The organism is Maridesulfovibrio sp. (assembly GCF_963666665.1).
GTDB lineage: Bacteria > Desulfobacterota > Desulfovibrionia > Desulfovibrionales > Desulfovibrionaceae > Maridesulfovibrio.
Map to the genome: position 1 here is coordinate 4059713 of NZ_OY762999.1, position 13939 is coordinate 4073651.

The 13939-nt window shown below is 46.4% G+C and carries 11 protein-coding genes; 7 read left to right on the forward strand and 4 right to left on the reverse strand.

The window, feature by feature from the left end:
• Positions 1 to 2 precede the first annotated feature (2 nt).
• Positions 3 to 1574, reverse strand: coding sequence for a DUF3369 domain-containing protein (locus ACKU40_RS18545; protein WP_320174263.1), 1572 nt, complete (start codon positions 1572 to 1574; stop codon positions 3 to 5).
• A 522-nt stretch (positions 1575 to 2096) separates the two neighbouring features.
• On the opposite strand from ACKU40_RS18545, the gene ACKU40_RS18550 reads away from it, so the two are divergent.
• The 7 genes from ACKU40_RS18550 (at position 2097) to ACKU40_RS18580 (ending at position 9264) form a co-directional block, all read left to right on the forward strand.
• Positions 2097 to 3605 (forward strand): sodium-dependent transporter, encoded by a 1509-nt coding sequence (locus ACKU40_RS18550; protein WP_320174264.1) that lies wholly within the window; start codon positions 2097 to 2099, stop codon positions 3603 to 3605.
• 2 nt (positions 3606 to 3607) lie between these two features.
• Positions 3608 to 3703: a MetS family NSS transporter small subunit gene (locus ACKU40_RS18555; protein ID WP_320174265.1), complete on the forward strand. Its 96-nt coding sequence runs from the start codon at positions 3608 to 3610 to the stop codon at positions 3701 to 3703.
• Positions 3704 to 3962: 259 nt separating this feature from the next.
• Positions 3963 to 5021 (forward strand): extracellular solute-binding protein, encoded by a 1059-nt coding sequence (locus ACKU40_RS18560; RefSeq protein ID WP_320174266.1) that lies wholly within the window; start codon positions 3963 to 3965, stop codon positions 5019 to 5021.
• An 86-nt stretch (positions 5022 to 5107) separates the two neighbouring features.
• On the forward strand, positions 5108 to 6190 hold the full coding sequence (locus ACKU40_RS18565; protein WP_320174267.1) for an ABC transporter ATP-binding protein: 1083 nt from the start codon (positions 5108 to 5110) through the stop codon (positions 6188 to 6190).
• Positions 6191 to 6192: 2 nt separating this feature from the next.
• Entirely contained in the window at positions 6193 to 7047 is an 855-nt protein-coding gene (locus ACKU40_RS18570; protein ID WP_320174268.1) for an ABC transporter permease, read from the forward strand.
• The gene (locus tag ACKU40_RS18575) at positions 7044 to 7898 is read left to right on the forward strand and encodes an ABC transporter permease (protein ID WP_320174269.1); all 855 of its coding nucleotides are present in this window, start codon (positions 7044 to 7046) and stop codon (positions 7896 to 7898) included. Before ACKU40_RS18570 ends, ACKU40_RS18575 begins: the two co-directional genes overlap by 4 nt.
• A 355-nt stretch (positions 7899 to 8253) precedes the next feature.
• Positions 8254 to 9264, forward strand: coding sequence for an SEL1-like repeat protein (locus tag ACKU40_RS18580; protein ID WP_320174270.1), 1011 nt, complete (start codon positions 8254 to 8256; stop codon positions 9262 to 9264).
• 559 nt (positions 9265 to 9823) lie between these two features.
• On the opposite strand, the gene alr is transcribed toward ACKU40_RS18580, so the two are convergent.
• The 3 genes from alr to ald all read right to left on the reverse strand — a co-directional run bounded on the left by alr (position 9824) and on the right by ald (position 13849).
• Positions 9824 to 10972 (reverse strand): alanine racemase, encoded by a 1149-nt coding sequence (alr, locus tag ACKU40_RS18585; RefSeq protein WP_320174271.1) that lies wholly within the window; start codon positions 10970 to 10972, stop codon positions 9824 to 9826.
• Positions 10973 to 11088: 116 nt separating this feature from the next.
• Positions 11089 to 12483 carry a sodium:alanine symporter family protein gene (locus ACKU40_RS18590; RefSeq protein WP_320174272.1) on the reverse strand — a complete coding sequence of 465 codons (1395 nt, stop codon included), beginning with the start codon at positions 12481 to 12483 and terminating at the stop codon, positions 11089 to 11091.
• A gap of 244 nt (positions 12484 to 12727) precedes the next feature.
• Positions 12728 to 13849: an alanine dehydrogenase gene (gene ald, locus ACKU40_RS18595; RefSeq protein ID WP_320174273.1), complete on the reverse strand. Its 1122-nt coding sequence runs from the start codon at positions 13847 to 13849 to the stop codon at positions 12728 to 12730.
• Between the last annotated feature and the right edge of the window lie 90 nt (positions 13850 to 13939).

Consider the following 13939-nt stretch of genomic DNA (forward strand, 5'->3'; position numbering starts at 1 on the left):
AGCTATTCCTGTGAGCCTGAGTATTTTTCTTTTACTTTCAAAATATTCTCAAACTGTTCTTCAAATATATCGACAAGGTTGGGGTCGAACATTTTTCCCTTTTCCCCAATGAGGAATTTTAAAGCTTCTTCAGCAGACCATGCCCTTTTGTAAACCCGGTCACTGCATAGGGCGTCAAATACATCTACAATGTTTGTTATGCGTCCTTCGAGAGGAATATCCTCTCCTTTGATTCCTCTCGGATATCCGTTCCCGTCCCAATGCTCATGATGTGTGTATGCTATGTCGGCGGCTATTTTCAGTAATTGCCTTTTGGATGATTTAAAGAGTTTATACCCAATACTGGTATGAGTCTTCATGATCTCGAATTCTTCATCATTAAGTTTTCCCGGTTTTAGAAGAATACTGTCTGAAATACCGACCTTTCCAATATCATGCATGGGTGAAGCCTGCTTTAATCTATTTGCGTCTATAGATGACATCCCTGCTGCAATGCCAATTATGTAACTATATTCTGCTACACGTTCTACATGGTAGGCAGTTTCTTTTGATCTGGTTTCGATGATTTCACCTAATCGATAAATTACTTCAGTTTGTGTCTCCTGTATTTCTTCGTTTAAATATGCATTGTCCAATGCAATTCCTACATTATTGGTAAATACAGTTAATAGGTCGTTGATTTCTTCAATGTTTTGAGCTCTGCAATCTTCAAGATAAATGACGTGGTGCTTATCTGACTGGGTAGGAAAATATCCGATGAAATCCTCACCTACAAAAGCACTTTTTTTAGATTTTACTGATTCATTCAGAAGAGTAAGCACCTTTTCACTGATTTGAGGATCTTCGTTGCTATCTCCATATTTTCCTGTTCCGGTAAGAACACTCCATATTTTATTTGTGCCGTCACTCATGGCAGCAGCAAAATTCTTCTTCGAATGAACGTATAATGAGTTGTGCATGCTGAACATTGCTTCTATCTGGGTAAGAACACCTTTCGCCAGCGTGCTGATGGAGTGTTGTTGAAAAAAATCAGCTGAAGCATCTATTATGTATCTTAATCCGATCCGCTGTTTATCCAATGCAGAAAGGTCCCTGTATGAGCGTATCGCTGTATAGACTGTGCTGAACAGGCGTTGCGTTGTTAATTCTGTTTTGTGCTTGTAATCGTTGATATCGTATTCAACAATTACCTTGCGTTCCGGAGCTTGTCCCGGTTGTCCGGTTCTAAGTACGATGCGGATGTTTTTATTTTTTAATTCGTTTCTGATGGCATCGGCACAATCCAGCCCGGCATGAGGTGTTTCCATGACCACATCCAGCAGAACGACTGCTATATCCGTGTGTTGCCTAAGTATCTCCAAGGCTTCGAGTCCTGAATAAGCGGAGAGGAATTCCAGTCCGGCGCCCTCAAATTTAAAATCATTCAGAACCAGTCTTGTTGTTGTGTGAACTTCTTTTTCATCGTCAACTATCAATACTTTCCATAAGTTCTGGGTGCTTGGCTCTTCGACTTCTACTTCGTCTTCCAGAAAGAGATCGTCACTGTCGCTGAATAATAAATCGTCCTTCCCCATGATACCTCCTTAGATAAAATGGGTCATTACTTCCAGTTTGTGTTGGTATTATCAGTATACCATAGCAGTAGATAATATGTAAGCAGGATGCATTTTCTGGCTGCATATAGTTGGTGTTATTTACTGTTTTCTTTTTACTGCTTTGTCTGGATTAATTTTAAAAAAAGGGTAAGTTTTTTTCGATAAACAACTCTTGTAAGAGGTTAAATATCGCAAATTGTAAAAAGTAGAGCCCTTGCGGTTGACCGTCGGGATTATCTGGATTAATAAACCGCCCCAAAGGGCTATCAGCTCCACTCAGCCTGTCTAAAACATTCCTTTTCCCCGTTAACAACGTTGAAACGTCTGTGCCGCAGTGTCCGTCTCTCCGGGAGGACCGGCTGAAAGGTCATTTTTAATTTCCGTAGCCCTGTATTCTATTAGGAAGGGTCGCCTGACCGGGTGACTCGTTTTCATTTTTTATTTATGCTGGTTCCGTGTAGCTGTTGTGGAACCGGAATTGTTTCAAGGAGTTACAGCAACATGCAGAAAAGAGAAACATGGGGTTCACGTACAGGCTTCATCATGGCCGCAGTGGGGTCCGCAATTGGATTGGGAAACATCTGGCGTTTTCCGTACATGGTTTATGAAAACGGCGGCGGCGCATTCCTTATTCCTTATTTTGTGGCCATGCTTGCCGCAGGTATGCCTTTCATGATTCTTGAATTTGGTCTGGGCCAGAAATTCAAGGGCTCAGCTCCCAAGGTTTTTTCCTCCATTTCCAAAAAATGGGAATGGCTCGGCTGGTGGCAGGTTATGGTGTCTTTCATTATCACCACTTATTATGTTGTAGTCGTGGCTTGGGCCATCAACTATTTCCTGCTTGCCTTTAATCAGGGCTGGACTGCCTCGCCCAAGGATTTCTTTTTCGGTGAATTCCTCGGCCTGACCGATTCTCCCATGAACATGGGCGGTGTGCAGACTTCAATCCTTTACGCCACAGCCGCTGCATGGTTGATGACTTATGCGGCTGTTTTTACCGGGGTTAAGAGCGGTATTGAACGGATCAGCAAGATCTTCATGCCTTTGCTTTTCTTGCTTGTATTCATCTTCATCGGCAGAGGGTTGATGCTGCCCGGTGCTGCTGATGGTCTGGAATGGTTGTTCAAGCCAGATTTCAACGCCATTATGGACGGAAAAGTCTGGGCTGATGCTTTCGGCCAGATTTTTTACAGCCTGTCCATCGGCTTTGCGATCATGATTTCTTACTCAAGTTATCTCTCCAAGGATTCCGACATCACCAACAACGCCTGTATGACCGTTTTTATCAACTGCGGTTTCAGTGTCATTTCCGGGATCATGATTTTCAGTGTCCTCGGTTACATGGCTCATCAGCAGGGCGTACCGGTTAGTGACGTTGCCGGTTCCGGTGTCGGACTTGCCTTTATCACCTTGCCTACCGCTATCAACCTGATGCCTGCTCCTGCGTTTTTCGGAACCCTGTTCTTCCTCGCACTTACTGTAGCCGGTCTGTCTTCCATGATCTCTCTTGCCGAGGTTGTTGTTGCCGCACTTATCGATAAGATGAGTGTTTCACGTAAGGTTGCAGCTACTGTTTTATGTGTGCTTGGTTTTCTGGTCAGCATCGCCTTCACCACTGGCGGCGGACTGCTCCTGCTTGATATCGTAGACCACTTTATTAATAACTTCGGTATCCTTATGGGCGGATTTATTGAGATCCTTTTTGTGGCTTGGTTCTGCAAACTCGATGACCTGCGTAATCATGTAAACCTTACTTCCGAAATTAAAGTTGGCGCACTGTGGATGAACAGTCTCCGTTTTGTGGTTCCCGCAATGCTCGGCTTTATGCTGATTTCAAACTTTGTAGGAGATCTTTCCAAAAACTACGGCGGTTACTCTACTGCGGCTACTGTTGCATTCGGTTGGTCTACAATTGTTATCTGCCTGATTTTCGGTCTGGTTTGTGCCCGCAGTGACGGTGGATTCGTCAATGTAACCGGTATCAACAGAAACTTTCTGAAAAGGAGATAGATATGGAATTCTCAGCAATCATCATGATGCTTTTCGGACTCGGTATCACTTGGGGCGGCGCTTATGTCTGCTTCCGTATCACCTTCAAGAATCAGTAAATTACATAGTTAAATAGAATTGATTCAGCCCTCCTGCACTTTTGTGTGGGAGGGCTTTTCTTTTGCATTGGTATGTTTTCGGAATCGCACAAATTGTTTTCGATTTGGGGAAATCAGTAAAAATCTTGCTTTGAATCCAATAGTAACTGTAACATTACCTTTACTGTTTTGTGACTGGTTGGTGGTGTGCCGCTTTATGTGTGTCTGTAACAACTTCCTGAATTGTTGGATTATTTGTTACAAAAATATGGAGTTTGTCATGAAAAGGATTCTTGTATTTGCTTTGCTGACTGTGTTTGCTCTGGCCGGAACCGCTCAAGCGGAGACTCTGAAGCTGTTAACCTGGAAAGGGTATGCACCCCAGAAATTGATCGACACTTTTGAAAAGGAAACCGGAATCAAGGTCGAAGTGACCTTTTCCAACAACGAGGAAATGATTGCCAAGCTGCGGGCCACCCGAGGTGCAGGTTTTGACCTTGCCCAACCTTCACAGGACCGTATCTCTTCAGTACAGAAAAAGTATAACCTGTATCAGGCTATGGATTATTCCAAGCTTGATTCCAGTCTGTTTATCCCTTCCATGCTCACTGCGGTTAAAGCCAACACCCTTGTTAAAGATGAATCTTACGCAGCTCCTTTCTGCTGGGGGACATCCGGCTTGATCGTGAACAGTGAAAAGGCGCCGAACGCGGATTCCTTTAAGGCTCTGATTGATCCCAAGTACAAAGGGCGTGTGAGCTATCGCCTCAAGAGACCTACACTCATCGCCATGGGTTTTGCCCTCGGTTATGATCCTTTCGCTCTTTATGATGATCCCAAAGCTTACAAAGCCATGCTCGACAAAATCGCCGAGACTATGATCGAAGCTAAGCCCATTGTTAAAAATTATTGGGCTAACGGTGATTCTCTTCTTGAATCCATGCGTTCCGGTGAAGTCTTTGTCGCTATGGCCTGGGACGCCGGTGGATGGAAGCTGCATGCTGACAACAAAGCCATTGATTTCAAGGCACCCAAAGAAGGCGCTCTCGGCTGGATCGATACTTTTGCAATTCCTGCCAAGGCTAAAAACGTTGAAGCCGCCTACAAGTGGATCAACTTTATGATGAAGCCTGAAAATGCCGGTTACTTCTCCTCCAAGGAAAAATATGCAACCGCGTCCAAGGATGCTCTGAAGTTCACTGAGAAGGCTGTTGCTGCTAATTTTGCACGTTCTTTTCCTCAGGCAGTTATCGATAATATTAAATGGTATCCCCCGGTGCCTGCCAAGCTGGAAAGCATGGAAGGTAAGATTCTTGATAAGATCAAGGCTGCCAACTAGGCACCTCTGTTGAAATAACATTCTCTGCTGCGGAGAGTCTTAGGACTCTCCGCTTTTGTTCAATATTCTACTCCGGGCTATTTTCTATGATTAACGATCTTTCTGTTTCTGATATGGTGAAAAAATTCGGCGAGTTCACTGCTGTTGACGGAGTCTCATTCGATGTTCCTGCCGGATCATTTTTTTCAATCCTAGGACCTTCCGGCTGTGGCAAGACCACATTGCTGCGTATGATAGCCGGATTTGAAGAGCCTACTTCCGGTGATATTGAAATCCGGGGCGGAAGCATGATCGGTGTGCCGCCTAACAAGCGTCCTGTGAATCTTGTTTTCCAGCATCTGGCTTTGTTTCCCATGATGAATGTTGCCGAGAATATTGCCTTCGGGCTGAAGAGACGTGGTGTGGGAGCTGCGGAGATTAAAAAGAAGACCGAAACTATTCTGGAAAGGGTCGGCCTGCCCGGTTACGGCGGGAAACAGATCAACCAGCTTTCCGGCGGTCAGAAACAGCGGGTGGCGATTGCCCGTTGTCTGGTGCTGGAACCTTCAGTGCTGCTCCTTGATGAACCGCTGGGGGCGCTGGATTTGAAGCTGCGGGAACAGATGAAAGTGGAATTAAAGAAGCTGCAGGCCAAAGTGGGGACAACTTTTATCTATATTACTCATGATCAGTCCGAAGCTTTGGTCATGTCCGACCGGGTAGCGGTAATGAATAAGGGGCGTTTTGAGCAGGTGGGCAGTCCGCAGGAACTTTACGGAGAGCCCGCTACTCCATTTGTCGCTCAATTTGTGGGAGATAATAATAAATGGAGCGGCAAGGTTGTTGAAAGCGATGCTGAGAAAGTCCGTATTCTCACTGATGAAGGATATACTTTTCAGACCAATCCACATGGCGTTTGCGTTTGCGGCGGTCGGGCTGATTTCTTTCTGCGTCCCGAGGCCATGCTCATTGAACCGAAAGACCGCACAGGGTTGAATGTCTTTGAAGTCACGGTGAAGAGCATTCTTTTTGACGGGGCTAACAGCCGCTTGCTTACTGTAACCAAAGATGATCATGAACTTATCGTCAGCTTGCCCCAGAACCGCCGTTTTGATCACATTGAACCGGGCAATGAAATTTCCGTGGGCTGGCATCCTGATTCCGGTATTTGTTTCGGAGCGGAGGGATAATTATGACCCGCTCGCGAATGGTTTTCTGGATATTTTTTGCCCCGGTAATCTTGTGGCTGTTTTTACTGATCGTGCTGCCGCTCTGTGACCTGTTGACCATGAGTTTCAGGGGGGAGAATGACTACGGCGATATGGTCTGGACTCTGCAAAACTATATCAATTTTTTTGATGAACCTGTCTACTGGCTTACTTTTGTGCGTACCTGCCTTTACGCCATCGTTACTACCTTCATCGTTTTCCTGCTTTCCATGCCGGTGTCGTTCTATATCGCCAAGCTGGCGCGGGCGCGGGTGCAGGGTGCATTGATGATTATGCTTTTACTGCCCTTCTGGGTAAGTGAGCTGGTTCGTATTTACGGCTGGATGATTCTCTTGCGTGAGTCCGGGGTGCTTAACTTTTTCATGCTCAAGATCGGAGTTATAGATAAGCCCATCGAGATGCTTTACAATGATGCGACAATGATCATGGGGCTGGTTTATACTTCCATGTTATTCATGGTTGTGCCGCTGGTCTCTGTTATGGAGAGCCTTGACGACAGTCTTATCGAAGCAGCGCACGATCTGGGGGCAGGGCAGTGGACAATCTGGCGGACAATCATCATTCCTCATTGCAAACCGGGGATTACTTCCGGTTCCATTGTAGTCTTTATGCTTGTGCTCGGAAACTACCTGACACCGAATCTTATGGGCGGCAAGAATTCCCTTTGGTTCACGGAGCAGATTTACAATCAGTTTATCGCCAGTTTTAACTGGAATCAGGGGTCGGCCTTCGGTTTTCTGCTGCTGGTTTTGAGTTCCCTGATTATCTGGGCCGGGCTTAAACTTACCCGTCAAAGACTTGGGGAGGTGGCATCATGATTCGTTCCCTGCCACGCAGTAAAGCTTACAATTGGTCCTTCAATTGTTTCATCATTTTGTATTTTATCTTCTTATTTGCTCCGCTAGTGGTCACTTGCGTGCTGGCCTTTAACAATTCTGATTTCCCTTCCCTGCCATGGAAGGGTTTTACCTTGGACTGGTTTCTTTCCAGCGGACCGGAGCGGATAGGGTTGTTTTATGATGATCAGAACCTGCGTTCCATTGTGACCAGTTTTCAGACCGCGTTTTTTGTTTCCATCTTGAGCGTTATCGTGGGAACCTGCGCGAGCTTCCTTTTTGAGAAGGAAGAATTTCGTTTTAAGGGATTGCTCTACTTTCTGATGCTGGCTCCCTTGGTAATCCCGGGGGTAATTCTCGGTATCTCTATGTTATTGGCATCAAATACCGCAGGGACTTATCTTGATGAAACCTTCGGGCTTGATTTTGAGCTCTTTCGGCCCAGCTTCTGGCTGGTGGTACTTGGGCAGTTTTCCTTCATCACCACATTTGTAACCCTCGTGGTTTCAGCCAGATTGCGCAAATTCGACCATTCTCTTGAGGAAGCGGCTTTGAATCTAGGCGCAACTCCGTTGGGTGTTATCTGGCATATTACCTTGAAGTTCCTGCGCCCGGCTATCATCGGTGCCGGAGCGGTGGCTTTTTTAATGAGTTTCGAAAACTTCAATACCACCCTCTTTCTGGTCGGATCGGAGCCGACGTTGCCGATCAACCTGTACCTGCAGGTTCGGGACGGCAGCACCCCGGTCATCAATGCTGTTTCTTTGATGCTGATTGTAGGAACTTCGCTGCTGGCTCTATGCAATATCTACTTTTCCAAGCGGGAGGAGTAGAAAAGTATTTTAGGTTTATATAATTCTAAAGCCCTCTCGTGTTTTGTGTGGGAGGGATTTTTTGTGATCATTTGTATTTTACAATTGTGCGAGCTCGGCTAATGACTTAGAATTGTTAATTGTCTACTGTGATTAGCTTCGGAGATAAGACTTTATATGATCCATTTTGTTGATCTGTATTTGTAATGTTAAATTGAGTGGTTGTCATTGTTTAGCTTGGTGTTGTTTCCTCTTTGCAGAAAATGTCTTTATGAATTTGAAATTAAACAGAAAAAATATAGTCATAATGCTTTGCTGGCTTCTTGGGGGATTAGTGATCATGTTCCTCAAGAGTCAGTATTTCGGTGATCTCCAGATGTGCACTATAGGATTGTTCTATCATGATAGAGCTGAGTACGTAAAAGAACGCCAACTTCTGTTGCGACTAGCCGATGATGGAAATATAAATGCTCAATATAATTTGGGGGTGTTGTACCACGAAGGTTTGGGTGGACCTGTGGACAATAAAAAGGCTGCATATTGGGTAAGGTCTGCTCATGAACAAGGGAGCATTGTTGCAACAAGAGCATTAGCTTCATTGTATGAGCATGGGCAAGGGGTTCAGCCTAGTTGTGTTGAGGCCGTACGGTTGTATAAAAAAGCTATTGAAGCAAATGATCTTCCTTCTATGATGTTTATGGCAAAGATGTATATTGATGGAAGGTGTTTAAATAAAGATATCCATAAGGGGATATCCTTGTTGAAAAAAGCTTCGGAGTTAGGACATGCTAGAGCTTTTTATGAGTTAGGATATTTATTTGAACATGGGCTTAGTGGATCCGTTGATTACGAGAAGGCTATACACTGGTATAAAGCAGCCTATGATCATGGTGTTGTTGATGCTGCTGGTATACTAGGTTATTTTTATCAGACTGGAATAGGTGTTGCTGTTGATTGCGAGCAGGCTGTAAAATTTTATAAAACAGCAGTTGGAAGTAATGATGTTCAAGCAATGTTCAATTTGGCTAATATGTATTTCAAAGGTGAATGTATTCCAAAGGATGATAATATGGGAGTGTCCTTGCTAAAAAAATCTTCAGCGATGGGTTCTAAAGATGCGAAACTTCTTCTTGGGTTCTGTTATGAGCATGGCATTGGTGTTGATATAAATATAGAAGAAGCCAAAAGGCTATATTTAAAATTAGCTAAAGATGGTTTCTCAAGAGGACAGGTTAATTTAGCCGCACTCTTATTCGGCTTGGGTGGATACGAGAATAATGTTGAAGGATTAAAATGGGTCAATAAAGCTGCTGCTCAAGCTGATCCTAAAGCTCTTCGTTTACTTAGAGATTTCAAAATAAATAATCCTAGTTTTAATATCAATTAGCTAGACATGCTGTGTTTTTTTAAAAATAGCCCAGCCCCGCTAATACGGGACTGGGCTTTAATAATACACGCCTTAGCCATGACCCCAAACGGCAGTGTTTGGGTAAGAATCCATTAACTCTGTCTGTACTTTCAGCTTAAGAATTCGTTTGCCGCCAGAGTTGAACGGCGTGTTTCCGGTTATGCAGCCATGTCTAGCCATGAGGCTGTCCCGGACTTTTTTGGTTTCAGAGTATATACTTTCGGTTTGATAAGTACCTCCATTCGCCGTTGTCATGCATGAATTGTTTTCATGTTCTTTCCAGCGGTGTCTTAGGTCGTATCCGGCAGAAGGTGTCGGGGTATCTTCTGTCGGCGGGCAATGTCCATTTTCATGAACTTCCAGATAGCTCCTGTGGCTGAGTGCGTTGTTCCGTTATGCGGATTGGAAGAACGCTGTTAGGCCGAGAGCAGTTTCCTGATGAAGCCTGTGCTCCGGGCAGTGGTGTCCTGAAGCGGGTTGCACAGATTTTGAGGGAATGTGCATGTATGGATTCAGTCAGAAAATTTATGAAATAAGTTTATTGATCCTTATAAATTCGCGGCACTCTGGCCATAAGTGTGGACACGATCTCGTAATTGATTGTCCCGAGTTCACAGGCCATTCTCTCTGCAGAAATCTCAGCCTGATCCTGTCTGCCGATAATGACGACTTCATCTCCGTCTTCAACATTATCGATTTTTCCTACATCTACTACGCTTTGATCCATACAGACTCTTCCCACTATAGGTGCATGTTGTCCGTGGACCAGTACTTTTCCGGCTGAAGACAGTTGTCTTCTGTAGCCGTCCGCATAGCCAAGCGGAATTGTCGCCAGTTTTGTTGCGATCGGTGTTGTGTAGGTGTGACCGTAGCTGATCCTGAATCCTGCAGGGACTTCTTTGGTTTGCGCAATGCGGGCCTTTATCTGCATGGCAGGCCGGAGATCGGCATTCTGCTGGTGGACTCCGTTTGACGGATAAAGTCCGTAAAGCATGATTCCTGGACGGACCATGTCCAAGTATGATTCCGGAAGGTCAATTATTGCGGCACTGTTGGCAGCATGTTTGAGGGGGATGTTGATCCCTTTGCGTTCAATTGCTGCAATAATATTTTTGAATTGGCCCAGTTGCTCGAACGCGCTGGACTTGTCCGCTTCATCGCTGGCTGCGAAATGGGTGAAGAGACCTTCTGTTTCAAGGTTGGGTAGGCGATTGATTGCGCTTATCGATTCCAGAAAAGTTCCGTCATGGCTGGCGTCAACAAGGCCTAACCGACCCATTCCGGTATCGACTTTAATATGTGTTTTTAAAATTTTTCCGATCTGACTGGCGGCTGCATTCAGTTGACTGGCATAATCTTTTGAAAATACTGTCTGGGTGATGTTGTATTCAAGCAGTTCCGCTGTTGCTTCAGGGGGAGTGTAGCCGAGAATCAGAATCGGCTTTTCAATGCCGTGATTGCGCAGGGCAACAGCTTCATCCAGTCGCGCCACGGCAAAATAATCGGCTCCGGCTCTGTTCAGGCAGTCCGCTATCTTTGTGAGACCGTGTCCGTATGCATCAGCTTTTACAACAGCCATTATCTTTGACTGTTTGTTTACCAGACGTTGAACTTCATTGAAGTTATGTTTGATTGCGGACAGGTCCACTTCTGCCCATATGGGGGCGAAAGTTTTGGGATTATTCATGTCACACCTCGTGTTACTGCATACTTGATGAACTTTTTTGGCAACCTCTTCCGGGCGGTGGCATGCGCCCGGAAGAGGTGCGATGTGGGGTCCGTATGTCTTATGCTTTTATGAAACTATTTTTCGGTTTCAGTAGCAGTGGAGGTTTTCATATCTGTGGATTTTTCTTCCTGTCTTGCGAAGTATTTCTTGGTCTCAGATACTACAACCGGAGTCAGCAGGAGGAGGCCGATAAGGTTGGGGATAGCCATGAGACCGTTGAAGGTATCGGAAAGGTTCCATACGAAGCTGAGCTTTGCAATGGCGCCGATACCTACGAAGCAGATGAATGCTATGCGATAGGGCAGTACTGCCTTTACACCGAGCAGGTATTCAATTGATTTTTCACCGTAGTAACACCAGCCGAGGATGGTGGAGTAGGCGAAAAGAATAAGGCCGATGGTTACAACGTGTTCACCGCCTGAGAAACCTGCGCCGAAACCGATGGTGGTCAGTTCAGCACCGGTGGCACCGCAGGACCATGTTCCAGTAAGGATCAGAACGAGGCCGGTCATGGTACAGACGATGATGGTGTCAATGAAGGTCTGGGTCATGGAAACCAGAGCCTGAGTTACGGGCTGCTTGGTCTGGGCAGCAGCTGCTGCAATAGGAGCACTACCGAGACCGGATTCGTTGGAGAATACACCGCGGGCAACACCCATGCGGACAGCCAGCATGATGGTGGAACCTGCAAATCCGCCAACTGCAGCGGTGGGGCTGAAAGCCTGTTCTACGATGAAAGCAAGGGCTGCGGGAACTTCAGTGATGTTGAGCAGAATGACGTAGGATGCGCCGGCCATGTAGAAAACGATCATGACAGGAACGAGCAGTCCGGTAACTTTACCGATCTTTTTGATACCGCCGAGGATAACTGCTGCGGTCAGGATTGTCAGCACGAGGCCGGTAATATAGGGGGAGAGCCCGTAAGTTGCTTCAACTGCATCGGCAACGGAGTTGGACTGAACCATGTTACCGATACCGAAAGCGGCGATTGATGCGAAGATAGCGAAGAGGGTTCCCAGCCAGGGCATGTTGAGGCCCTTGGATATGTAGTACATTGGTCCACCGCTCATTTCGCCGTTTTCATCAACGACTCTGTATTTAACAGCCAGAACAGCTTCCGCGTACTTGGTGGCCATACCCACGAGGCCGGTCATCCACATCCAGAACAGTGCACCGGGGCCACCAACTGCGATGGCTGTTGCAACACCGGCAATGTTACCGGTTCCGACTGTTGCGGAGAGGGCGGTCATCAGAGCCTGAAAGTGGGTGATATCGCCGGGTTCGTCAGTGTCTTCCTTGCGTTTAATAAGGGCAAGGTAAAGTGCGTACCACAATTTTCTGAACTGCAGTCCGCGCAGAGAGAAAGTTAACCATATTCCGGTTCCTACGAGCAGAACCAACATGGGCGGGCCCCAAGCAAAGGCCCCTACTTTTCCAACCAGTCCGTCCAGTAAAGTCAAGAATTCCATATCATCCCCTTGTAAGTGTTTCAGGTTACATCCAAGACTGCCGAGAAAACTCCAGCTGTGGTGTAAAGAGTTCCGGTGAGCAGACCTTCCCTCTCTTTCCTGTGGGGTTATAGGAAAACACTGAGGAGTGCGCAGAACAGCCTGCGCACTGCCCCAGTGTATTTGTGCGATTATTTCTAACTCATTCTCAACAGTCTTCCTGATTTGACTTATTTATCTGAATTGTCAGCAGATTGTTGTGTTTTTAGTTGTCGTAAAGAACGCCTTCAACGGGGGTGTATTCGAGGTCGAATGCATCGGCAACGCCCTTGTAGGTAACCTTGCCGCCAACAATGTTCAGACCGGTCTTGATGGCGTGGCTGTCCTGAGCTGCCTGTCTCCAACCCTTGTTTGCAATCTGGAGTGCGTAGGGGAGGGTTGCGTTGGTCAGGGCCATGGTGGAAGTCATGGGTACTGCACCGGGCATGTTGGCAACGCAGTAGTGGATAACGCCTTCTACGTCGTAGACGGGATCACCGTGGGTGGTGGGTTTGGAGGTCTCAAAGCAACCGCCCTGGTCGATGGCAACGTCAACGATAACGGAACCGTCTTTCATGGTTTTAAGCATTTCGCGGGTAACCAGTTTGGGTGCTTTAGCACCGGCAACCAGAACTGCACCAACTACAACATCAGCTTCCTGAACCAGCTCACGAAGGAGTGCGGGGCTGCTCATCATGGGGAAACAGTTCTTGGGCATGATTTCGGAGAGGTAACGCAGTCTTTCGAGGTTCATGTCGAGAATAGTAACTTTGGCGCCCAGACCGCAGGCCATCATTGCTGCGTTGGTACCAACAACACCGCCGCCGATAACAACAACGTTTGCAGGAGTAACACCGGTTACGCCGCCCATGAGCATTCCGCGTCCGCCGTAGTAGCGTTCGAGGTATTTGGCGCCTTCCTGAACGGACATACGTCCTGCAACTTCAGACATGGGGGTCAGCAGGGGCAGGTCGCCTTTGTCACCTTCAACGGTTTCGTAGGCGATAGCAATGGACTTGTTCTTGACGAATGCACGGGTCAGGGGCTCATCAGGAGCAAAGTGGAAGTAAGTGAAAACGATCTGGCCTTCACGAACCATGTCGTATTCAGAAGCCTGAGGTTCTTTAACGTGCATGACCATTTCACATTCCGCATAGATTTCAGCGGGGGTGTCGATGATCTTTGCACCTGCAGCAATGTAGTCTTCATCGGAGAAACCGCTTCCAACACCTGCGGATTTTTCAACCCACAACTCATGACCGTTTGCGATCATGACTTCAACACCGGATGGTGTCATGGAAACTCTGTTCTCTTCTGATTTGATTTCTTTCAAGATACCAACTTTCATTTCCACTTCTCCTGATTTGATTGTTTACGTCCCGCAATCACCACGGGACAGCTGTTGAAAATTAGAGTCTGAACTCTTGGTTATTTTCCC